The sequence below is a fragment of the Streptomyces sp. CB01635 genome, from assembly GCF_002803065.1.
Lineage (GTDB): Bacteria > Actinomycetota > Actinomycetes > Streptomycetales > Streptomycetaceae > Streptomyces.
Genome location: NZ_NNBL01000011.1, coordinates 85,955 through 106,417 on the forward strand (window position 1 = coordinate 85,955; position 20,463 = coordinate 106,417).

Annotated in this window: 17 protein-coding genes, 1 tRNA gene and 2 pseudogenes; 3 read left to right on the top strand and 17 right to left on the bottom strand. The window is 68.5% G+C overall.

What is annotated here, in order from left to right; translation table 11 throughout:
* Nucleotides 1-22: 22 nt before the first annotated feature.
* The 11 genes from prfA to CG723_RS25830 all read right to left on the bottom strand — a co-directional run bounded on the left by prfA (nucleotide 23) and on the right by CG723_RS25830 (nucleotide 14,028).
* Nucleotides 23-1,099, bottom strand: coding sequence for a peptide chain release factor 1 (prfA, locus tag CG723_RS25780; protein ID WP_100595863.1), 1,077 nt, complete (start codon nucleotides 1,097-1,099; stop codon nucleotides 23-25).
* A 144-nt stretch (nucleotides 1,100-1,243) separates the two neighbouring features.
* The gene (gene rpmE, locus CG723_RS25785) at nucleotides 1,244-1,465 is read right to left on the bottom strand and encodes a 50S ribosomal protein L31 (protein ID WP_100595864.1); all 222 of its coding nucleotides are present in this window, start codon (nucleotides 1,463-1,465) and stop codon (nucleotides 1,244-1,246) included.
* Nucleotides 1,466-1,647: 182 nt separating this feature from the next.
* Nucleotides 1,648-2,778: an LCP family protein gene (locus CG723_RS25790; protein ID WP_100595865.1), complete on the bottom strand. Its 1,131-nt coding sequence runs from the start codon at nucleotides 2,776-2,778 to the stop codon at nucleotides 1,648-1,650.
* Between the two features lie 204 nt (nucleotides 2,779-2,982).
* Nucleotides 2,983-4,716: a trypsin-like serine protease gene (locus CG723_RS25795; protein WP_234374514.1), complete on the bottom strand. Its 1,734-nt coding sequence runs from the start codon at nucleotides 4,714-4,716 to the stop codon at nucleotides 2,983-2,985.
* A gap of 142 nt (nucleotides 4,717-4,858) precedes the next feature.
* Entirely contained in the window at nucleotides 4,859-6,895 is a 2,037-nt protein-coding gene (gene rho, locus CG723_RS25800) for a transcription termination factor Rho (RefSeq protein ID WP_100595867.1), read from the bottom strand.
* Nucleotides 6,896-7,274: 379 nt separating this feature from the next.
* Entirely contained in the window at nucleotides 7,275-8,192 is a 918-nt protein-coding gene (gene thrB, locus CG723_RS25805; RefSeq protein ID WP_100595868.1) for a homoserine kinase, read from the bottom strand.
* Between the two features lie 272 nt (nucleotides 8,193-8,464).
* On the bottom strand, nucleotides 8,465-9,523 hold the full coding sequence (gene thrC / locus CG723_RS25810; protein ID WP_100595869.1) for a threonine synthase: 1,059 nt from the start codon (nucleotides 9,521-9,523) through the stop codon (nucleotides 8,465-8,467).
* Between the two features lie 6 nt (nucleotides 9,524-9,529).
* Nucleotides 9,530-10,819 carry a homoserine dehydrogenase gene (locus CG723_RS25815; protein WP_100595989.1) on the bottom strand — a complete coding sequence of 430 codons (1,290 nt, stop codon included), beginning with the start codon at nucleotides 10,817-10,819 and terminating at the stop codon, nucleotides 9,530-9,532.
* Between the two features lie 130 nt (nucleotides 10,820-10,949).
* Nucleotides 10,950-12,341: a diaminopimelate decarboxylase gene (lysA, locus tag CG723_RS25820; protein ID WP_100595870.1), complete on the bottom strand. Its 1,392-nt coding sequence runs from the start codon at nucleotides 12,339-12,341 to the stop codon at nucleotides 10,950-10,952.
* Between the two features lie 19 nt (nucleotides 12,342-12,360).
* Nucleotides 12,361-13,410, bottom strand: coding sequence for an ArgS-related anticodon-binding protein NrtL (nrtL, locus tag CG723_RS25825; RefSeq protein WP_100595871.1), 1,050 nt, complete (start codon nucleotides 13,408-13,410; stop codon nucleotides 12,361-12,363).
* A 90-nt stretch (nucleotides 13,411-13,500) separates the two neighbouring features.
* Complete coding sequence (locus CG723_RS25830) at nucleotides 13,501-14,028, bottom strand: response regulator (RefSeq protein WP_442802590.1); 528 nt, start codon at nucleotides 14,026-14,028, stop codon at nucleotides 13,501-13,503.
* 100 nt (nucleotides 14,029-14,128) lie between these two features.
* On the opposite strand from CG723_RS25830, the gene CG723_RS25835 reads away from it, so the two are divergent.
* Nucleotides 14,129-14,200 (top strand) — tRNA-Arg (locus CG723_RS25835).
* A gap of 279 nt (nucleotides 14,201-14,479) precedes the next feature.
* Nucleotides 14,480-15,118, top strand: a complete 639-nt coding sequence (locus CG723_RS25840) for a hypothetical protein (RefSeq protein WP_234374515.1) — start codon at nucleotides 14,480-14,482, stop codon at nucleotides 15,116-15,118.
* Nucleotides 15,119-15,125: 7 nt separating this feature from the next.
* Here CG723_RS25840 and CG723_RS25845 read toward each other — a convergent pair whose 3' ends face one another.
* The 6 genes and pseudogenes from CG723_RS25845 to CG723_RS25870 all read right to left on the bottom strand — a co-directional run bounded on the left by CG723_RS25845 (nucleotide 15,126) and on the right by CG723_RS25870 (nucleotide 18,934).
* Nucleotides 15,126-15,542 carry a hypothetical protein gene (locus CG723_RS25845; RefSeq protein ID WP_100595873.1) on the bottom strand — a complete coding sequence of 139 codons (417 nt, stop codon included), beginning with the start codon at nucleotides 15,540-15,542 and terminating at the stop codon, nucleotides 15,126-15,128.
* 114 nt (nucleotides 15,543-15,656) lie between these two features.
* A pseudogene (locus CG723_RS25850) lies at nucleotides 15,657-17,011 on the bottom strand (tyrosine-type recombinase/integrase).
* The gene (locus CG723_RS25855; protein ID WP_199841899.1) at nucleotides 17,008-17,178 is read right to left on the bottom strand and encodes a helix-turn-helix transcriptional regulator; all 171 of its coding nucleotides are present in this window, start codon (nucleotides 17,176-17,178) and stop codon (nucleotides 17,008-17,010) included. Before CG723_RS25855 ends, CG723_RS25850 begins: the two are co-directional and overlap by 4 nt.
* A gap of 16 nt (nucleotides 17,179-17,194) precedes the next feature.
* A pseudogene (locus CG723_RS25860) lies at nucleotides 17,195-17,952 on the bottom strand (replication initiator); the annotation flags it as partial.
* A 469-nt stretch (nucleotides 17,953-18,421) separates the two neighbouring features.
* Complete coding sequence (locus CG723_RS25865) at nucleotides 18,422-18,664, bottom strand: HD domain-containing protein (RefSeq protein ID WP_100595875.1); 243 nt, start codon at nucleotides 18,662-18,664, stop codon at nucleotides 18,422-18,424.
* 114 nt (nucleotides 18,665-18,778) lie between these two features.
* Nucleotides 18,779-18,934 (bottom strand): GntR family transcriptional regulator, encoded by a 156-nt coding sequence (locus tag CG723_RS25870; protein WP_100595991.1) that lies wholly within the window; start codon nucleotides 18,932-18,934, stop codon nucleotides 18,779-18,781.
* A 317-nt stretch (nucleotides 18,935-19,251) separates the two neighbouring features.
* On the opposite strand from CG723_RS25870, the gene CG723_RS25875 reads away from it, so the two are divergent.
* Nucleotides 19,252-20,001, top strand: coding sequence for an AfsR/SARP family transcriptional regulator (locus CG723_RS25875; protein ID WP_100595992.1), 750 nt, complete (start codon nucleotides 19,252-19,254; stop codon nucleotides 19,999-20,001).
* The last annotated feature ends 462 nt before the right edge of the window (nucleotides 20,002-20,463 follow it).

Here is a 20,463-nt window from a genome sequence, read left to right on the forward strand (position 1 = left end):
GAGCTGGTCTTTTGGGCGTGGCTTAGGCGGCGGCGAGCTTGGCGGCCGAGTCGGCGTCGACGCAGGCCTGGATCACCGGGTCGAGCTCACCGTCGAGCACCTGGTCCAAGTTGTACGCCTTGAAACCGACGCGGTGGTCCGAGATGCGGTTCTCCGGGAAGTTGTATGTACGGATCTTCTCGGAGCGGTCGACGGTACGGACCTGGCTGCGGCGCGCGTCCGCGGCCTCGGCCTCGGCCTTCTCCACTGCTGCTGCGAGAAGCCTGGAGCGCAGGATACGCATCGCCTGCTCCTTGTTCTGGAGCTGGCTCTTCTCGTTCTGGCAGGAGGCGACCACTCCGGTGGGCAGGTGCGTGATGCGCACCGCGGAGTCCGTCGTGTTGACGGACTGGCCGCCGGGGCCCGACGAGCGGTAGACATCGATGCGGAGGTCGTTCGCGTGGATCTCGACGTCGACGTCCTCGGCCTCGGGCGTCACGAGGACGCCGGCCGCGGAGGTGTGGATGCGGCCCTGCGACTCGGTCGACGGCACACGCTGCACGCGGTGCACGCCGCCCTCGTACTTCAGGCGGGCCCAGACGCCCTGGCCGGGCTCGGTCGCGCCGTTGCCGCCCTTGGTCTTCACGGCGACCTGGACATCCTTGTAGCCGCCCAGTTCGGACTCGGTGGCGTCGATGATCTCGGTCTTCCAGCCGACGCGCTCCGCGTACCGCAGGTACATGCGCAGCAGGTCGCCGGCGAAGAGGGCCGACTCGTCGCCGCCCGCGCCCGCCTTGACCTCGAGGATGACGTCCTTGTCGTCGTTGGGGTCCCGGGGGACCAGCAGGAGCCGCAGCTTCTCGGTGATCTCCGCGCGCTGCTTCTCGAGGTCCTTCACCTCGGCGGCGAAGTCCGGGTCGTCCGCGGCGAGTTCGCGCGCGGTCTCGATGTCGTCACCGGTCTGCTTCCAGGAGCGGTAGGTGGCGACGATCGGGGTCAGCTCGGCGTAGCGCTTGTTGAGCTTGCGCGCGTTCGCCTGGTCGGCGTGGACCGAGGGGTCCGCGAGCTTCTTCTCGAGATCGGCGTGCTCACCGATGAGGTCCTCGACGGCCTCGAACATCTCCGGCTCCTGAAGTGAGGTACAGCGAAAGGGAACGGCCACCGGCCGGCCAGGGAAGACCCCCGGGTCCCCGGCCAACCAAAAACAAGCACGCCGGTCCCGGCCCGCCCCGAAGGGCGGCCGTGGACCGGCGCAAGTGGCTCGCTACTTGTTGGCGGCAGCAGCCTTGCCGAAGCGGGCCTCGAAGCGGGCCACGCGGCCACCGGTGTCGAGGATCTTCTGCTTGCCCGTGTAGAACGGGTGGCACTCCGAGCAGACCTCGGCACGGACGGTGCCGGACGAGATGGTGCTACGGGTGGTGAACGACGCGCCACAGGTGCAGCTGACCTGCGTCTCGACGTACTCGGGGTGGATGTCGCGCTTCAAGGTGTCTCCTATGATCTCGGAGGGCTCCGGGTCGCTTCCGCGGATTGCGGGGGCGTGAACCGGGGCCGACGTACCAGTCTGCCAGGACTGGCCGTATCCCCCAAAACCGGGGTCGGGGCGGAACTATTCCCGAAGGGTCACCGGCACGTGGTGACCGGTGGCCGATGACGGCCGGTGACCGGCTAGTGGCTGGTGACGACGGAGCCCGCGGAGCCCTTGTCACCGGCGGAGTTCTTGATCGCGGAGGCCGGAACGGGCTGGTCCGCCTTGACCGCCGCCCATACCCTCGCACCCGCCTTCTCCAGCGGGAGTACGCGGTTCGGATCGGCGGGGTCGTACTGGACGGGGAGCGTCACCATCTTCATGTCGCCGGCGCCGATGCCCTTGAGGCCGCCCGCGAAGCCCGCCAGTTCCTTGACCGAGTTGAGCTCGGAGTCGGTGGTGACGGCGCTGGTGGCGGTGTCCGCGAGGTCGTAGAGCTTCTTGGGGCTGGTGAAGACGCCGACGTCCTTGATCTGGTTGATCAGCGCCTTCATGAAGGCCTGCTGGAGCTGTATTCGGCCCAGGTCGCTGCCGTCGCCGACGGCGTGCCGGGTACGGACGAGGCCGAGCGCCTGCTCGCCGGTGAGGGTGTGCGTGCCGGCCGCCAGGTGCAGATGGCTCTTGTCGTCGTTGATGGCCTGCTGGGTGGTGATGTCGACGCCGCCGAGGGTGTTGATGAGCTTCTTGAAGCCCGAGAAGTCGACCTCGACGTAGTGGTCCATGCGGATACCGGACATCTTCTCGACCGTCTTGACGGCGCAGGCCGGGCCGCCGACCTCGTACGCCGTGTTGAACATCTGCTGGCTGCCGCCCGCGACCGTGTTCCCGGCGCTGTCGGTGCAGGTCGGCCGTGTCACGAGGGTGTCGCGCGGTATGGAGACCACGCTGGCCTTCTTGTGGCCCTTGTACACGTGGACGACCATCGCGGTGTCGGAGCGGGCGCCGCCGCCGTCCTCGCCGTACTTGGCGTTCGCGCCGGAGCGCGAGTCCGAGCCGAGGACCAGTATGTCCATCGAGCCGTTGTCGACGTTCGTGGGGCGGTCGGTGCCGAGCGCGGCGTTGATGTCGACGCCCTTGATGTTCCCGTTGAGCTTGAAGTACAGGAAGCCGGCGCCCGCGCCGGCCACGACGACGAGTCCCGCCGCGGTGCAGGCCGTGATGACGAGGGCCTTGCTGCGCTTGGCTCGCGGCTTGCGCCGTCGGCCGCCACCTCCGCCGCCGCGGGTGGGGCGGCTCGGATCGGTGGTCGCGGGGCTGCTCTCGTCAGACATGTGCTCCTCAGTCCTCAACTGCTCGTTTGTTCGGTTACCCCCTGTTTGCAGGGTCAGGCTCGATCGGACGTCTCTTCGTCCGTGCCCTCACCGGACGTGGAAACCGGGAAGAAGGGTTGCACAACGCGCTGTGCCCGCCGCGATGGTCGCGACGGGCACAGCGCGTGCTGACGAGAGCCGATCGTCCGGCTCTCACCTGCGGGTTTATCCGAAGACGTTGTACTGCGTGTAGCCGGTCCCGATCTTGATGCGTGTGGCAAAGATCTCCGAGGAGGCGGTCCCTGTGCCCGGGTACAGATAGAGCGTGCCGCCGGGCGTGCGGGCCACGTAGTCGGCCTTGCCGTCGCCGGTCACGTCACCCGGCGCCGCGAACGCGTTGTACCCGTCCCAGGTGCGCACCTGCACGCCGGTCTCGAAGGGCGCGGACGCCTTGCCGGTGCCCTTGAGGAGGTACAGCTTGCCGCCGCTGCCGCGGGCGATCAGGTCGCTCCTGCCGTCACCGGTGAAGTCGCCCTTGCCGCGCAGGGAGTTGAAGACCTGGTAGCCGCTGCCGACGGTGGTGCGGGTGCCGTACGTCCCGTCGCCCTTGCCGGGGTACAGGTAGAGCGTGCCGCCGGAGGTCGCCGAAAGCAGGTCGGGGAACCGGTCGCCGGTGACATCACCGGGCACCACGATGAACTTCCGTGTCGCCCAGTCGCTCGCGATCTTCGTGTCCGTGTACGTCGAGCTGGACGCGGACCGGTGGCGCCAGTAGACGGCCCCGTCGGACCGGCGGCGGATGATGAAGTCCTGGTACCCGTCGCGGTTCATGTCGGCCTGGAGGACCAGGTTGTACGCGCTCCAGGACCCGGTCAGCGTCTTGCGCGTGGCGAACCCGCTGCCCGTGGACTCCTTGACGTACCCCTTGCCACCGGACGCGGCGCGGACGAAGAGGTCGGCCTTGCCGTTGCGGCTGATGTCGGTGTCGTCGATGCGCGGACGGACCTTGGACTGGTACGTGGAGACCTTGGTGAACGCCTCGTACGTGCCGGAGACGTTGCAGACCTGCTTGCCCTGGCTGATGCCCCAGGACACGATGCCGACCACCTTGTCGCCCACGACGAGCGGGCCGCCGGAGTCACCCGGGCACGTGGTCTTGCCCGTGCTGTCGTCGCCGGTGCCGAGCTGTCCGGCGCAGATCATCTTCCCGGCCTGGAAGTACGGGTCGAGGTTCTGGGTGCAGGCGTCGTCGGAGTTCAGCGGCAGGGTGACCTTCTGCAGCTGGGACGCGATGTCGGCGGTGTCCTCGTTCGAGCTGGTGAGGCCCCAGCCGTACACGGTGGCGTTCGTGCCGGCGGCGTACAGCGCGCCGTCTCCCTCTCCGGCCAGCTCCAACGTGGTCTGGGCGACCGGCTTGGCGAGGGTGAGCAGGGCGACGTCGTTCGTGATGGCGTCGGGGTCGTAGCCGTCGCGCACCCAGCTGCGGGTGACGTCGATGTACGTGGCGCCGTTGCCGGCGACGGTGACGCTCTTGCTGGTGCCCACGGCGACTTCGCCGTACTTGCCCCAGTCCTGCCGGTTGCCGTTCTCGTCGTGCAGGCAGTGCGCGGCGGTGAGCACCTTGTTGGGCGCGACCAGGGTGCCGCCGCAGACGAAGTACGAGCCGCCGGCGGGGTCGTTGTAGACGAGCTGCACCATCCAGGAGGCGGCGCTCGTGGTGCCGCCGATGATGCGGGGCGTGACCTTCTTGTCGCCGCTCGGCGACGGGGAGGACGCCGCAGGCTCCGCGGTCTTCGCACCGGGCGGCGGCTGCACGACCCGGCCGGTGTCGGACTCCCCCGCATAAGAGGTGACGGCGAACGCGCCTCCGCCGATCAGCGCGAGCCCGGCCGCGGCGGCCGGCAGCACCTTGCCGAGTCTTCGACGGTGCCGGCCGGAGCCGGATACAGATATGTCCACGCAAGTCCCCCCAGGGAGCGATGAGTTGAACGTTGGATGAAGAGCGTGATCGTACAACCCTCCCCGAACAGCACAAAGGGCCGCCCCCGTCACGGATGTGACGGGGGCGGCCCTTGAGCGGTGCTACCGCAGAGCGAAGCTCTTAGTCGTTGCCGTTGCCCGGCGTCGGCGTCGTCTTCGCGATCTGCATCAGGAACTCGGCGTTCGACTTCGTCTGCTTCATCTTGTCGAGAAGCAGCTCGATGGCCTGCTGCGAGTCGAGCGCGTGCAGCACACGGCGCAGCTTCCAGACGATCGCCAGCTCTTCCGCGTTGAGCAGGATCTCTTCCTTACGGGTGGAGGACGCGTCGACGTCCACCGCCGGGAAGATGCGCTTGTCGGAGAGCTTGCGGTCGAGCTTGAGCTCCATGTTGCCGGTGCCCTTGAACTCCTCGAAGATCACCTCGTCCATGCGCGAGCCGGTGTCGACCAGCGCCGTGGCGAGAATGGTCAGCGAGCCGCCGTCCTCGATGTTGCGCGCCGCACCGAAGAAGCGCTTCGGCGGGTAGAGCGCGGTCGAGTCGACACCACCGGACAGGATGCGGCCGGAGGCCGGCGCCGCCAGGTTGTAGGCACGGCCCAGACGCGTGATCGAGTCGAGCAGGACGACCACGTCGTGACCGAGCTCCACGAGACGCTTGGCGCGCTCGATGGCGAGCTCGGCGACCGTGGTGTGGTCCTCGGCCGGGCGGTCGAAGGTCGAGGAGATGACCTCGCCCTTCACCGACCGCTGCATGTCGGTGACCTCTTCCGGACGCTCGTCGACCAGGACGACCATCAGGTGGCACTCGGGGCTGTTGACGGTGATCGCGTTGGCGACCGCCTGCAGGATCATGGTCTTGCCGGTCTTCGGCGGGGCCACGATCAGGCCTCGCTGGCCCTTACCGATCGGCGACACGAGGTCGATGATGCGGGTGGTCAGGATGCCCGGGTCGGTCTCCAGACGGAGCCGGTCCTGCGGGTAGAGCGGCGTCAGCTTGTTGAACTCCGGCCGCCCGCGCCCGGATTCGGCCGCCATGCCGTTCGCCGAGTCGAGGCGGACGAGCGCGTTGAACTTCTCGCGGCGCTCGCCGTCCTTGGGCTGGCGGACCGCGCCGGTGACGTGGTCACCCTTGCGCAGGCCGTTCTTGCGGACCTGGGCGAGCGACACGTACACGTCGTTCGGACCGGGCAGGTAGCCGGAGGTCCGGATGAACGCGTAGTTGTCGAGGATGTCCAGGATGCCCGCGACGGGGATCAGGACGTCGTCCTCGGAGACCTGCACCTCGTTGCCGAAGCCGGCCTCGTCGCGGCCACGACGGCCACGGCGGTCGCGGTAGCGGCCACGGCGTCCGCGGCGGCCACCCTCATCGTCGAAGCCGTCGTCCTGCGGGCCGTTGTCACGCTGACGGTCCTGGCGCCCGCCGCCCTGCGGCTGACGGTTGCCCCCGCCCTGCTCCTTGCCCTGCTCGTCGCCCTTGCCACGGCGGTCGCCGCGGTCACGGCCACCGCGCTCACCGCGGTCGCCGCCACGGTCACCGCGGTCGCCGCCGCGGTCACGACGGTCACGGCGCTCGCGACGGCCCTCGGCGCCGTTGTCACCGGCATCGCCCTTGGCCTCGCCCTGGGCGTCCGTCTTGGTCTCGGTCTTCGCCTCGGCCGTGACGGTCTCGGGGCTGCCGGCCTCGGAGGTGGCACGGCGGCGGCGGCGCTCGCCGCCCTTTTCGTCGCTCGCCGGCTGACCGGGGATGTCGATCTGCTGCTGAGCGGCGGCCTTCGCGGCCTTGGCGTCTTCGGCCTTGGCCGCCTTGGCGGGGGCCTCGGTGCCGTTCGCCGCGGCCTCGTCGCCGGTGCGCGCCTTGGAGGTGGCGCGGCGCTTCGGCTTGGTCTCGGTGGTGTCGGCGCTCTTCGCGGGAGCGCCTCCCCCGGCCTGCGCCTCCTTGATGACCTCGATCAGCTGGCTCTTGCGCATACGCGCGGTGCCCCTGATACCGAGGCCCGATGCGACCTGCTGGAGCTCGGCCAGCACCATGCCCTCGAGGCCGGTACCGCGGCGCCGCCGGGAGCCCGCAGCGCCGGCAGCAGGCGCATCCGCATCGGCGGAGGGCGCAACAGCGGAGCTGTCGGCGCTCACGCCCATCAGATCGGTGGTGTCGCTCACGAAGGGTCCTTCCCTGGAGCGGACGTCGGCCTGTCTGGCTCGGCGACCGGTTGTGCTGTCCGGCGGTGGTCCTGTCGGTATGGACCGTGCCGGGGCGGTGGTCCGCCAATGCGGCGGAAGAATTCATTAGGTGGCGGCGAGTCCCGAAGCCGCGGGTTCCACTGGAATGTCCGTGTCACCCGGCTCGATCACACCGGTTCCGGAGCATGCTCGAAACGGCTCAGCGCACGGCACCGAGCAATTTGCGGGGCTCCTGGAAGAATGGTTGTCCCGGAGGGGGACACACAGCACCTCGCCATGGTGGGGTCGGGTGCAGACTTGAGGTTAACACTACCGGATCCAACAAATATTCCCCCTCTCGAATTCCGGCAACCGGGTGTCAGTGAGCAAGCGGCAGCACGCTCGCTCCGTCGACATCGAGGTCGAGGCGGTTGGCCGCCCATCCCTCACCGGCCAGCCGGGCGACCTTGTCGGCCGCTTCCTTCTCCACAAGGGCGAGGACCGTGGGGCCCGCCCCTGAGATCACCGCGGGTACGCCGTCGGCCCGCAGCCGCTCCACAAGTGCGAGGCTCTCCGGCATCGCGGGAGCCCGGTACTCCTGGTGGAGCCGGTCCTCGGTGGCGGGCAGCAGCAGCTCGGGGCGCCTCGTGAGGGCCTCTACGAGCAGGGCCGCTCGGCCCGCGTTCACCGCGGCGTCCACATGGGGGACGCTGCGCGGCAGGAGACCGCGTGCGGTCTCGGTGAGTACCGGCTTTCCCGGTACGAAAACCACCGGAACGATGGAACCAGCGGGGTCCATCCTGATCGCCCGGGCCGCGCCGCCGTCCATCCAGGAGAGCGTGAAGCCGCCGAGCAGGCAGGCCGCGACGTTGTCCGGGTGCCCCTCGATCTCGGTCGCGAGCTCAAGAAGGGCCGCGTCGTCGAGCCGGGCGTCGCCGCCTATCGTCACGGCGCGCGCGGCGACGATGCCGGCGCAGATGGCGGCCGACGAGGAGCCGAGGCCGCGGCCGTGCGGGATCCGGTTGGCGCAGACGACCTCGAGGCCGCGCGGCTGTCCGCCGAGCAGGTCGAAGGCGGTGCGCAGGGAACGTACGAGCAGATGGGACTCGTCGCGCGGGAGGGTGTCGGAGCCCTCACCTGCGATGTCGATGTTCAGGCCGGAGTCGGCGACCCGGACGACCACGTCGTCGTAGAGACCCAGCGACAGCCCGAAAGCATCGAAGCCCGGGCCGAGGTTGGCGCTGGAGGCGGGGACGCGCACCCTGACGGCGGCGGCGCGGAAGGCGGGACCGGCCATCGCTCGATGACACTCCTTGAGCTGCGGTTCTTGCGTGATGAACGAGGTGACTGCGGTAGAGATCCGATGATTGCTGCCCGTGTGAGAACCCGAAGGCCGCGAGGGCTACGACAACGCCTGCGGCACCGCGGCATATGCATGTGCGGCGGGGTGGGTTCGGTACAGCCTATCGAAGGAAGGTTCTGTGGCGACATAGGGCGCACAGGAGGCGCACGATGCGTGTCGCAAGCCCCCTGTGCACCCCCTGTGTGGAGTTGACCGGCCCTGTCCGGTTACGCCAGGCCGAGGCGCTCGGCCGCGGTGGCCGCGTCGACCGGGACGGTGACGGGCTGCGGGGCGCCCGCGACGGCCCAGTCGGGGTCCTTGAGTCCGTTGCCCGTGACGGTGCAGACGATCTTCTGCCCCTTGTCGACCTTGCCCTGCTCGGCGGCCTTGAGCAGACCGGCGACGGAGGCGGCCGACGCGGGCTCCACGAAAACACCCTCCTGGGACGCCAACAGCTTGTAGGCGCGCAGGATTTCACGGTCCGTCACTTCGTCGATGAAGCCACCGGACTCGTCACGGGCGGCCAGCGCGAAGTCCCAGGACGCGGGGTTGCCGATGCGAATCGCGGTGGCGATCGTCGACGGGTCCTTGACGATCTCGCCGCGCACGATGGGCGCGGAACCGGACGCCTGGAAGCCCCACATGCGCGGGGTGTGCGTGGCGATGCCGTCCGCCGCGTACTCCTTGTAGCCCTTCCAGTAGGCCGTGATGTTGCCGGCGTTGCCGACGGGAAGGACGTGGATGTCGGGCGCGTCGCCGAGCGCGTCGACGATCTCGAACGAGGCGGTCTTCTGGCCCTCGATACGGAACGGGTTGACCGAATTGACCAGCGCCACCGGGTAGTTCTCGGAGAGGGCGCGGGCCAGGTTCAGGCAGTCGTCGAAGTTGCCGTCGACCTGGAGGATCTTCGAGCCGTAGACCAGCGCCTGGCCCATCTTGCCGAGCGCGATCTTGCCCTGCGGGACGAGCACGGCGCAGACCATGCCGGCGCGCACGGCGTAGGCCGCGGCCGAGGCGGACGTGTTGCCGGTGGACGCGCAGATGACGGCCTGCGCGCCCTCCTCCTTGGCCTTCGTGATCGCCATCGTCATGCCGCGGTCCTTGAAGGACCCGGTCGGGTTGGCGCCCTCGACCTTGAGGTGGACCTCGCAGCCCGTGCGCTCGGAGAGCACCTGGGCGGGCACGAGCGGCGTGCCGCCCTCGCGCAGCGTGACGACCGGCGTGGTGTCGGACACCGGAAGCCGGTCGCGGTACTCCTCGATGATTCCGCGCCACTGGTGGGTCATTGCTCGTTACTCCCCTTCAACACGCATGATGCTGGCGACACCACGCACGGTGTCGAGCTTGCGCAGCGCGTCGACGGTCCCGGTGAGGGCCGCGTCCGCCGCACGGTGGGTGACCACGACGAGGGAGGCCTCGCCGTCCTTGCCCGATTGGCGCACCGTGTCAATGGATACGCCGTGCTCGGCGAAGACCGTCGCGACCTGGGCGAGAACGCCCGGCTTGTCGGCCACGTCGAGGCTGATGTGGTAGCGCGTCACGACCTCGCCCATGGGCGAGACGGGCAGCTGGGTGTAGGCGGAGTCACCGGGTCCGGTGGCCTCGCCGAGCTTGTTGCGGCACACGGCCACGAGGTCGCCGAGCACGGCCGACGCGGTGGGCGCGCCGCCGGCTCCGGGCCCGTAGAACATGAGCTGGCCGGCGGCCTCGGCCTCGACGAACACGGCGTTGTACGCACCGCGCACGGAGGCGAGGGGGTGGTCGAGCGGGATCATCGCGGGGTGCACGCGCGCGGTGACGGACCCGCCGTGCGCCGCCCGCTCACAGATCGCGAGCAGCTTGATGGTGCAGCCCATCTCCTTCGCGGAAGCAAAGTCGGCTGCGGTCACCTCGGTCATGCCCTCGCGGTACACGTCGTCGAGACGGACGCGGGTGTGGAAGGAGATCCCGGCGAGGATGGCGGCCTTGGCGGCGGCGTCGAAGCCCTCGACGTCGGCGGTCGGGTCGGCCTCGGCGTAGCCGAGCGCGGTGGCCTCGTCGAGGGCCTCCTGGTAGCCGGCGCCCGTCGAGTCCATCTTGTCGAGGATGAAGTTCGTGGTGCCGTTGACGATGCCCATCACGCGGTTGATCTTGTCGCCGGCGAGGGACTCGCGCAGCGGCCTGATCAGCGGGATCGCACCGGCGACGGCGGCCTCGTAGTAGAGGTCCTTGCCGTGCTCCTCGGCGGCGGCGTGCAGCGCGGCGCCGTCCTGGGCGATGAGCGCCTTGTTGGCGGAGACGACGGAGGCGCCGTGCTCGAACGCCGTCATGATGAGGCCGCGGGCAGGCTCGATGCCTCCGATGACCTCGACGACGACGTCGATGTCGCCCCGTTTGACCAGCGCGGTCGCGTCCGTCGTCACGAGCGAGGGGTCGATGCCCTCGCGCACCTTCGACGGACGCCGGACGGCGACCCCGGCCAGTTCCACGGGGGCGCCGATCCGGGCCGCGAGGTCGTCGGCGTGCGTCGTCATGATGCGCGCCACCTCTGAGCCGACTACCCCACAGCCAAGGAGCGCCACCTTCAGCGGACGCGTACGCATCATCGACCTACGCCTTTCATTGAACCCAGCTCAGAGAGCTCAGCCTGCTTGATACTGCTTCAGTGGACCAGTCTCACCCACCGGACCGGGGTTTCTGCCCCCGGTCCGAATCCTGAGACGTGTATTTCATTTATCCGACGTCGAGACGCAGGAGATCTTCCTCCGTCTCACGCCGGACGATCACCCGCGCCTCACCGTCGCGCACGGCGACGACGGGCGGGCGAAGTGCGTGGTTGTAGTTGCTGGCCATGGACCGGCAGTACGCACCGGTCGCCGGCACCGCGAGCAGGTCACCGGGCGCGAGGTCGGCGGGCAGGAAGGCGTCCTTGACCACGATGTCGCCACTCTCACAGTGCTTGCCCACCACGCGGACGAGCATCGGCTCGGCGTCGGAGCGCCGCGAGACGAGGGCGACCGTGTACTCGGCGTCGTAGAGGGCGGTGCGGATGTTGTCCGACATGCCGCCGTCCACGGACACGTACGTACGGAGGGTTTCGAGCGGCTTGATGGTGCCGACCTCGTAGAGCGTGAAGGCGGTCGGGCCGACGATGGCGCGGCCCGGCTCGACGGAGATGCGCGGCGTGCGCAGACCGGCCGCCTCGCATTCGCGCGTCACGATCTCGCCGAGCGCCTTGGCGATCTCGTGCGGCTCGCTCGGGTCGTCATCGGAGGTGTACGCGATGCCGAGACCGCCGCCGAGGTCGATCTCGGGCAGCTCGACACCGTGTTCGTCGCGCACCTCGGCCAGCAGCGACACGACGCGCCGCGCGGCGACCTCGAAGCCCGCCATGTCGAAGATCTGCGAGCCGATGTGGCTGTGGATGCCGATGAGCTCGAGACCGTCGAGCTTGAGCGCACGCCGTACGGCCTCGGCGGCCTGCCCACCGGCGAGCGCGATCCCGAACTTCTGGTCCTCGTGCGCGGTGGCGATGAACTCGTGCGTGTGGGCCTCGACACCGACCGTCACGCGGATCTGCACGGGCTGGCGCTTGCCGAGCCGCTCGGCGATGTGCGACACCCGCACGATCTCCTGGAACGAGTCGAGCACGATCCGCCCGACGCCGACCTCGACGGCCCGCTCGATCTCTGCCTCGGACTTGTTGTTGCCGTGGAAGGCGATACGGGCCGGGGGCATCCCGGCGGACAGCGCGGTGGCGAGCTCGCCACCGGAACAGACGTCCAGATTGAGCCCTTCCTCGTCCAGCCAACGCACCACGGCGCGGGAGAGGAAGGCCTTGCCGGCGTAGAAGACGTCGGCGTCGGGGCCGAAGGCATCGCGCCAGGCGCGGCAGCGGGCCCGGAAGTCGTCCTCGTCGAGGAAGTAGGCGGGGGTGCCGAACTCCTCGGCGAGCCGGGCCACTTCGATACCGCCGACGCGGACCGCGCCGTCGCCCTCACGGGTGACGGTTTGCGACCACACCTTCGGGTCGAGGGCGTTGAGATCGGCGGGCGGGGCAGCATAGTGCCCCTCGGTCAGGACATCTGCGTGGCGGGGCCCGGCGGGGTGTGCGGAACGGCTCATGACTGTCTTCTGCGCTCTCTCAGAGATGTTCGGGTGCGTCGATACCGAGCAGGGACAGGCCGCCGGCGAGCACCGCCCCGGCGGCTTCGGCAAGCGCGAGCCGGGCACGGTGGGCGGCCGAGGGTTTCTCCTCCCCCTGCGGAAGCACAGTGTGCTGAAACCCGAGAAACGCGTCGGCCACCACGACGAGGTGCCGGGCAAGCCGGTCGGGGGCATGGTGGGCGGCGGCGAGGCTGAGGGTTTGGGGGTGGGCGGACAGGGCGGTGTGGAGGGGGGCCGCGGCGTTCGCCTGGGCGGGGGTGGCGTCCCCCGAACCGGTCGCCTTGTCGTTGTCGCGTACGTCGCCGGGTTCGGCGGTGAAGCCGAGGGCGGCGGCGTTGCGGGTGAGGGCGCGGGTGCGGGCGTGGGCGTACCGGACGCGGAAGAGGGGGTTGCTCTCGCGCTGGGCGAGATGCTCGTCGCCGATACGGGGCCGGTCGTGCGCGGCGGGCAGGAGCAGGGCCCAGCGGGACGCGTCGCGGCCGAGGACGGCGGGGTCGCAGGGAGCGGGTACGGGCCGCAGATTCACGACGTGCGCGTCCCCCTCCTCAGGCTCGGGCGTCTCACCCTGGACGACACGAGCCTCGGCACCCTGCGTGGTGAGAATCCGCCGAAGCGAATCGGCGACGACCTCGGCCCTGACCTCGTAAGGAACACGAACCTCAAACCGCTGACCTGCGAGAACATCACCGCACCCATATCCGTCACCCCGGGCGAGAATCTGGCGGGCGAGGGCGCCGGGGTCGTCGCCGGCGAGGGTGAGATTGAGGAATCCAGGGCCGGTGACCTCGACGCCGGCGATGCCGGGGCTGTCGGCGAGGCGCCGCGAAAGGAGTTCGGCGACGTGCCGGGGCGGGCGCCCGGCGGGCCCGGCGAGCTGCAGGGCGACGTTCGTGGAGTAGTCCCCGCATCCACCGGGCCGCGGCCGCTCGACCACGACACGTGCCGGCACGGCCACGCTCAGCTCACCGTCGTCGACCGCGCGGCGCACGGCGCGCTGGACGGTACGGGAGAGCTCGACGGGGGTCACGGGACAAGCGTATGGGAGGAAGGGGGTGGGTAAGCGACCCGGTTTACGGGATGGTCCGACATGCGGACACGCTCGGCTCCCCCCTACCTCCTATCCCCGTGTACGCCCCGCGCGCTCGGTCTCCTCCGCACCACAACCGCCCTCGCGCCCCCGCTCGCTCAACTTCCTTACGACCCGGACGAGTTCAGTGGGCTCGAAGGGCTTGGCGAGGAAGGCGTCGACCCCGACGTCGAGTCCGGTGTCGACCTCGTGGTGGGTACAGGCGCTGACGATCACGATGGGGACGCCGCGCGTATGGGCGTCGGAGCGCAGCCGCGCGGCGGTCCGCAGTCCGTCGAGTCGGGGCATCACGACGTCCAGAGTGATCACATCAGGCCGAACCTGATGCACCACATCCAGACATTCGGCACCATCGGCCGCGGTCACGACCTCGAAGCCCTCCAGCTCGAGATTGACCCTGATCAGCTGCCGAATCACCTTGTTGTCGTCCACAACAAGCACTCGGCCGGACGCGCCTGGCACAACTCGAGAGTAGGTCCGCAAGCGCCACGGCGTCCGGGTTTTCCCCACTTCCGCCCCGTACAGGGGACTAGCACCCTCCCGTGGCCCCGTACACAGCCCTCCCGGGACGCCATCTCAACAGCGAAATAACTGTTCATGGGGACCCCGACGGAGCTGGTAGGGTTCTACCCGTCGCCACGCCAGCCGCGGCGAACACGCCCCCGTAGCTCAGGGGATAGAGCAACGGCCTCCGGAGCCGTGTGCGCAGGTTCGAATCCTGCCGGGGGCACCTTGAATTAGGTGCCCAAAGACCCCGCCACCAGCGCTTTCGCTGAGGACGGGGTCTTCGTGTATCTGCGGACGTGTGCAGCTCTGCGCCACCCAAAGCCGCCGTATGTCGGGGTCCGTGGACGACCTGTGGACGGGATCTTGGAGCGTTTCCGCAGGTGGGATCAACTATCCGCGCTTCCCGGCACTCTGGACCCCACGGCCTCCCGTCACAGGAACCGGGCATGTCAGAGGCGTGCGCTTGGATGAGCGAGTGACCGTTCAAGACGTTGCTCGGCAGATGCCCGAGATATCCGTGCTCCGCGAGCACTGCCGTTCCTTGTCTGTGCTGGACGCCATCCTGAGCCCTGAGTGGGAGGACCGGTACTACTCCTTCAACGACCGATGGTCCGAGACGGAGTCGCTGGCCTCCATGCGGAACGGGTCGGGCGACGAGTTCTCGATCGTCTTCTCCCCCGCCGGCGCGTACATTCGCGGGTTCGCGCACGAAGCACCGATGAGCCCCTACACAGAAGACGGGCCCTGGCCGGGGGTGCTCGACGAGGTTCCCGACGTCTTTCGACCGTGCGTCGAGGAGCCGGCGTTCTGCGACGAGGACGGGATGCCCGTCGTCACAGCATGCATGTGGCGAGAGACAGACCATGCCTCTTGGAAGGCAGGAACGATCAACTACCCCGACGAGCAGCCGGACGACCCTGACGGCGCGGGGCACCTTTTCCAACTGCTCGTGGACCGCTCACCGGAAGCGTTCCAGCAGTGGGCCGAGGACTACTACGAACGTCCGGTCGCATTGGAGGCCGTGTCCCATGTCTTCGCTTCCCGTCCTCTGAGCGACTCAGTCGTCAACGCGTTGAACTCAGAGATCACCGTGGCCGATCTCGCCAAGGATCTCGCGGAGATCGGCTACCCACTGAACTAGTGCCGCATCAGGCAACGTTCGCCCTGGTGAGGAACCAAGCCAACACAGCCACGCCGATGGGCAACGCAACAAGGTAGCCGACGAGGATACCGACGCCCGGATCAGCCAGCGCAGGAAAGGCCCAGTTCACTGCTGCAGCCACGAGCAGTCTCACCGTTGCCAGCGCAAGGAGAGCGGCGACAACAGCTAGCCGACGCGGCGGGCCCGCCCCGCGGTACAACTCAACCGCAGGCCCGATCGCGATCAGGCCCGTCACGATGAGGACGAAACCAGTGTCGGGCAGCCACCCGAACGGCCACCCCACCAGAGCGACCAACCCGGAGACAGCAAGGCCGCCCAGTTCCAGCGCGACGGTGGACACTACCGGGTGGTCCCACGAGGGGCGTCGGATCGAGCCGCTCCCACTGTCCTCTTCATCGGCCACGTCGTCAGAGTAGCCATCGGCAGGGCGAACGTTGCCTGATGCGGCACTAGATCCGATGAGAAGTGACAAGGCCCCTGGACTAGTTGCCAGGGGCCTCAGTTGACGAAATCGGTGTCACTCGTACTCGCGCAGCAGGTCCTCAATGCGCCGGTTGGCCACCTCGTGACGACCGTCGAGACACTTCGCGTAGCGGGTGAGCAGGACCTCCACGCTGTTACCGGCACGCTCGGCTACCTCGGTGGGGTCGACGCCGGCGTTGAGCCACGTGGAGAGCGCGGAGTGCCGGAGATCATACGGCCGACTGGCGAGCGGCGAGGCTGCCACCGCGGTGGGGAGCCCGAAGAAGCGGGCTTCCTGCCAGACGCGGTAGTACGTCGAGGAGGACACGACGGCTCCCTTCTCGCTGAAGAAGAGCCGCCCGTCGGTGGCCGTGCCGAAGGTGTCCAGGTGCTCGCGGAGCACGACGATGAGTTGAGGCGGGATCGGTAGGCGCCGGACGTCGTCGGTGGGGCGGTTCTTGAGCCCACGGTCGTCGTGGGTCTCCCCTGTGTCGGTCCACTGCCTACCGACCGAGGGTCGGGTCCGGTGAAGAAGCGCGGAGCCCCAACCGGCGTCCGGCAGGTCGAGGTCTGCCTCAGCAAGGCCGACCGCCTCAGCCGGGCGGAAGCCGCCGAAGTACATGCAGGCGAAGAGGCCGACGAGGCGCCGGCCACGGGCTCGCCGGTAGCCGCCGACGTAGGAGACGGCCGTGAGCAGATTACGTGCCTGTTCAGGGTTGGCGACCATGCGCGGGTCGACCTGATTGGACACCTTGGGCTTCTGCCAGCGGACGGCCGTGATCGGGTTCTCCTGCAGCTCCCCCAGGTCGACCGCGTAGTTGGCCGCGTTGACCAGGGTTCGCCGCTTGCGCCGCACGGTCTCGGCAGCTGCAGCTTCAGGGAGTCGAGGACCTGCCGGGCCACCGCGGCGTCGGCCAGATCTGCCAAGGGCCGGGACGCCTTGGCAACCCAGTGCAGCACGTTCAGAACGTCGTCCGGAACATCCCGAGAGTCGGGGCCAGGCAGGAGGAAGGCCCAGTTCCTCAAGGCACGACGCAGAGCCGCATCGGACGGGCGGCCAGCGCGCTCGTCGAGGAGTGCCAGGGTGACACTGGTCAACGACTCGTTAATGGCGTCCCGGGTGTTCGGGGCGGAGTGCGGCCATTTCATGGCGAGGTAGCGGAGAGCGAAGCTGTACCAGGTGAGACTGGTCTTCTCCTCTTCCAGGGAGGCCGGTAGGCCGGACTCCGAGTCGAATTCCTCCCCCTCACGCATGGCCCGCATGAGCTTCGAACGGTAGTGGTCGGCCAGGGCTTTGGTGCGGAAGGTATCCGAGAAGACGTTGCCCGCCACGTACCAGCGAACTCCGTAGGACGGCGTTTTGGTGTCCCTCTTCCGAACGCTCCAGACCTTGACGTCGAGGGACTTCACGCAGCCTCCTCCAGCTTTCGCAGCCAGGTCTGGAAATCGCTTCGCCGGACCCGCAGCTCTCCGTTCGGAAGCTTGAACGCCACAGGAACAAGTCCCAGTTCGCGCCACCGGTAGAAGGTGCGTCGCGAGATCCCTCCGAGCTCGTCGAGGATCTCCGGCACGGTCATCAGTACGTCCCTCACCTCAGGCTCCTTCCAAAGCGGCGCATTCTTCACGGGCGATTTCACGGTTTTGGGCGATGTCCCGGCGGATGTTGGCGGCGAACCAGGATTCGCCGGGGGTGTGGCCGTGGCCGGCGTAGGCCCAGTGGGCAAGGGTGAGCGTGGTCGCCTCGGGGTCGTCGTCGGGGTCTGGCAGGCCGAGGGCTGCTCGTTGTCGGGCGGCGCGGTAGTCGGCGCGGACCTGCCGTAAGGCGCCGAGGGTGGTGGAGCAACGGCGGGACTCGGTCGAGAAGTGGCCGCGGAAGCCGAGCATGTGGGCCCAGGCCCAGAGCTTGCGATCGGGGTAGAGGCCGTCCGGTGAGGTCTTCGCCGGCGCCGAAGGCGACGAAGGGCCGTACATCGAGCTGGTTGCCCCAGCGGGGGACGCGGGCCGGTTGGTCGCACGGCGGGGATCTCGATCCGGGCACGGGCGGCGGCAGCCTTGAGCGCATCGTCGAGCACGTCGACGGTGCCCAGGCCGGGGCGGAGTGTTCGGTCCGTCGGGTCCGTCGGGTCGGATCACGGCGTGGAAGTAGATGGCTTCGCGCTTTTGGTACTCGGCCACCTTGCCGTAGGAGATCCGCAGTTGCTCTTTCAGCTCTCGTTGGGTGATCCCGACGCGGGCAGCCAGCTCGCGCGGAAGGTAGATCGTCACGTAACGCCACAGGGGCCCGGCGTGGTTGTTCCAGAGCACGGCGCCGGCGTAGTCGTACGTGGCGGGTCGAGCGCAGTGCCGAGTTCCTCTGATAGAGCCGTTCCCGCCGATAGGACGGTACGGCCCTTTCGGGCCCGGCCGGCGGTGAGGTCAAGGTGAGTTCAGAATTCTTCGCAGTGCGGTGGGTCCCCAGAGCAGAGTTGGACTCTCTCGACATCTCGCGGACCACGCGTCGACGCCGCGAAGAGGGGTTCCTTAACGCGGTCCTTCTGATCAGCTGAGCTTCGCCACCACCGCCTTGGCACGCCGCCGCCGTACCCGGGCCACCCTGGCCATGAGTTCGGGCCGGGCCGCTGGTCCCGCCCGGAAAACGACGCGCTCGGGACCGTACCGCTCCAGCACTTAGGAGAGTTGCTCACCAGTAGTCCGCCAGGTCCCCGGCCGGACTACTGGTCAGGTCGCAAAAGGTGATCGCGCGATCGCGTCCGCCAACTCGGGTTCGGCGGATCCAAACTCGCTGAGCGCATGGTCCAACCCGAGTTCGGATGCCTCCCATCAGGAGGACGTGTGGAAGGCCACGAGGCTGCACAGCCGCGGGTCAGCCCCAACGACGGCGCTCAAGTACCGTCCCCTCTCGGTCATGTGCTGTCCGGTGTCCACGGCGGCGCGGGCATACCCGATGTCGTGCGCAATGGCTGCGGCCGCCAACAGCTCGGCGTTCTCGCCCAACGTCGGCGCCAGGTTCAGTGCCTGCGAGTAGACCCGGCGCCAGGTTTCAGTGCCTGCGAACAGACCCACTGAGAGTGAGCCCGCACCGCCGCCGCGGCGGGCTGTCAGCCAACATTGACTCAGCAAGGCCATGTGCCTACTTGGCCAGCTGCATTGTCCAATGCCTCCGAGGCAATCGGGAGTTCAGGAAGGAGAACTGACGAACCGGCCCACCCCGTGTCGCGCCTCGACGTGGCCGGCGGTCTCCAGCTCACGCACGGCACGGCGAACCGAGCCACGCGATACCCCGTACTTCTCGACAAGGGCCGCTTCGCTCTGCGGATCACCGGCTCGCGGCAGGGGAAGTCATTCAGTGACGGCACGGTCGTGTTGCGCAGCCTTCACCGGTTCCACCTCGTGGTTCCACCTCGTCAGACTCCGTCCCGGCATGCTTGCGGTGCCCGTAAGAGGTCAGCGGCCCACACCCAGAGCGCTCTCCATAGGCCACTTTGGACGATTAGACAATCCTCGGCGGGCGGAGCAGCATGGATTTGTTGGGAGGTGTGGAGATCGCGGATCCTTGGGGAATGGCGGCGCCGCCAGTCTGCGGGCGCCCGGGGCGACGGATCCCAAGCGATCACACAGCAATGAGCCCTGATGATATCGCTGCCTTTTCCATGTCCGAAAACAGCCAGCCATCCGTACACATAGCCCTCCTTGGCGGTTTCGACCTCGTGGTCAACGATGTCTCGGTAGCCGTCCCGGTAGGCTCGAAGCGACTCTTGGCATTCATCGCGCTCAATTACCATTACCGCGTCTCTGTCCCCCGGTCCTTGATCGCCGGAAACCTTTGGCCCGAGGTGTCGGAGCAGAAGGCGCACACGAACCTTCGGGCGGCGCTGACACGTCTGCACGGCTTGGGCCGGAAAGCGCTGGACATCTCTCCCACCGAGGTGCGCCTCGCGCGGGAGGTCAGCGTCGACCTGCACCACGCCCGGTCGCTCGCCCAACGCATACTCGACCCCTGCGTTCCGGCCGAGGACCTCGGCCTCAATGCGGCGACCGTCGACCAGCTCTCCGCCGATCTGCTGCCCGGATGGTACGACGAGTGGGTCTTGCTGGAGGCGGAGAAATGGCGCCAGCTCCGACTCCATGCCCTCGAGCAACTGGCCGGAGAATTCATTGATGCCGAGCAGTTCGCCGGAGCGGTGACGGCCGCTCATACAGCCGTGCAGGCAGATCCACTGCGGGAGAGCAGCCAGGTCTCGTTGATCCGCGCCCACCTGGCGGAGGGCAACCTGGCTGAGGCGCTGGACCACTTCGAACGCTACGCGTGGCGCCTCCGCAACGAGTTGGGGCTCCGCCCCACACAGCGGCTGCGCCGGCTCGTCGCCGGACTTCGGCAACCCCCCGGAGGGGGACAGTAGGGGCCGCGAGGATATCCGCGAACTCGCCACTCTCCTGGGTGGCGAGTTCACTTTGCCGAAGCGGTTCGGTGCAGAGACCACTACTACGAGGCCTGGTTGTTCTGGTTGACGCCGGTGTTGCCGGTGGCCTGGTTGTTCTGGTTCCCACCCGCGTTACCGGTGGCCTGGTTGTTCTGGTTCCCACCCGCGTTGCCGGTGGCCTGGTTGTTCTGGTTCCCACCCGCGTTGCCGGTGGCCTGGTTGTTCTGGTTGCCACCCGCGTTACCGGTGGCCTGGTTGTTCTGGTTCCCACCCGCGTTACCGGTGGCCTGGTTGTTCTGGTTCCCACCCGCATTGCCGGTGGCCTGGTTGTTCTGGTTGAAGCCACCGCGGATACCGGTCGCCTGGTTGTTCTGGTTGAAGCCACCGCGGAGGCCGGTCGCCTGGTTGTTCTGGTTGAAGCCGCGGAGGCCGGTCGCCTGG

Bases quoted from the DNA above. Each gene is read 5' to 3' on its own strand.
- prfA (WP_100595863.1), bottom strand. From the start codon at position 1,099: ATGTTCGAGGCCGTCGAGGACCTCATCGGTGAGCACGCCGATCTCGAG.
- CG723_RS25840 (WP_234374515.1), top strand. From the start codon at position 14,480: ATGCCCGAGATATCCGTGCTCCGCGAGCACTGCCGTTCCTTGTCTGTG.
- CG723_RS25790 (WP_100595865.1), bottom strand. From the start codon at position 2,778: ATGTCTGACGAGAGCAGCCCCGCGACCACCGATCCGAGCCGCCCCACC.
- lysA (WP_100595870.1), bottom strand. From the start codon at position 12,341: ATGAGCCGTTCCGCACACCCCGCCGGGCCCCGCCACGCAGATGTCCTG.
- CG723_RS25815 (WP_100595989.1), bottom strand. From the start codon at position 10,819: ATGCGTACGCGTCCGCTGAAGGTGGCGCTCCTTGGCTGTGGGGTAGTC.
- CG723_RS25855 (WP_199841899.1), bottom strand. From the start codon at position 17,178: ATGACCGTGCCGGAGATCCTCGACGAGCTCGGAGGGATCTCGCGACGC.
- CG723_RS25875 (WP_100595992.1), top strand. From the start codon at position 19,252: ATGTCCGAAAACAGCCAGCCATCCGTACACATAGCCCTCCTTGGCGGT.
- thrB (WP_100595868.1), bottom strand. From the start codon at position 8,192: ATGGCCGGTCCCGCCTTCCGCGCCGCCGCCGTCAGGGTGCGCGTCCCC.
- thrC (WP_100595869.1), bottom strand. From the start codon at position 9,523: ATGACCCACCAGTGGCGCGGAATCATCGAGGAGTACCGCGACCGGCTT.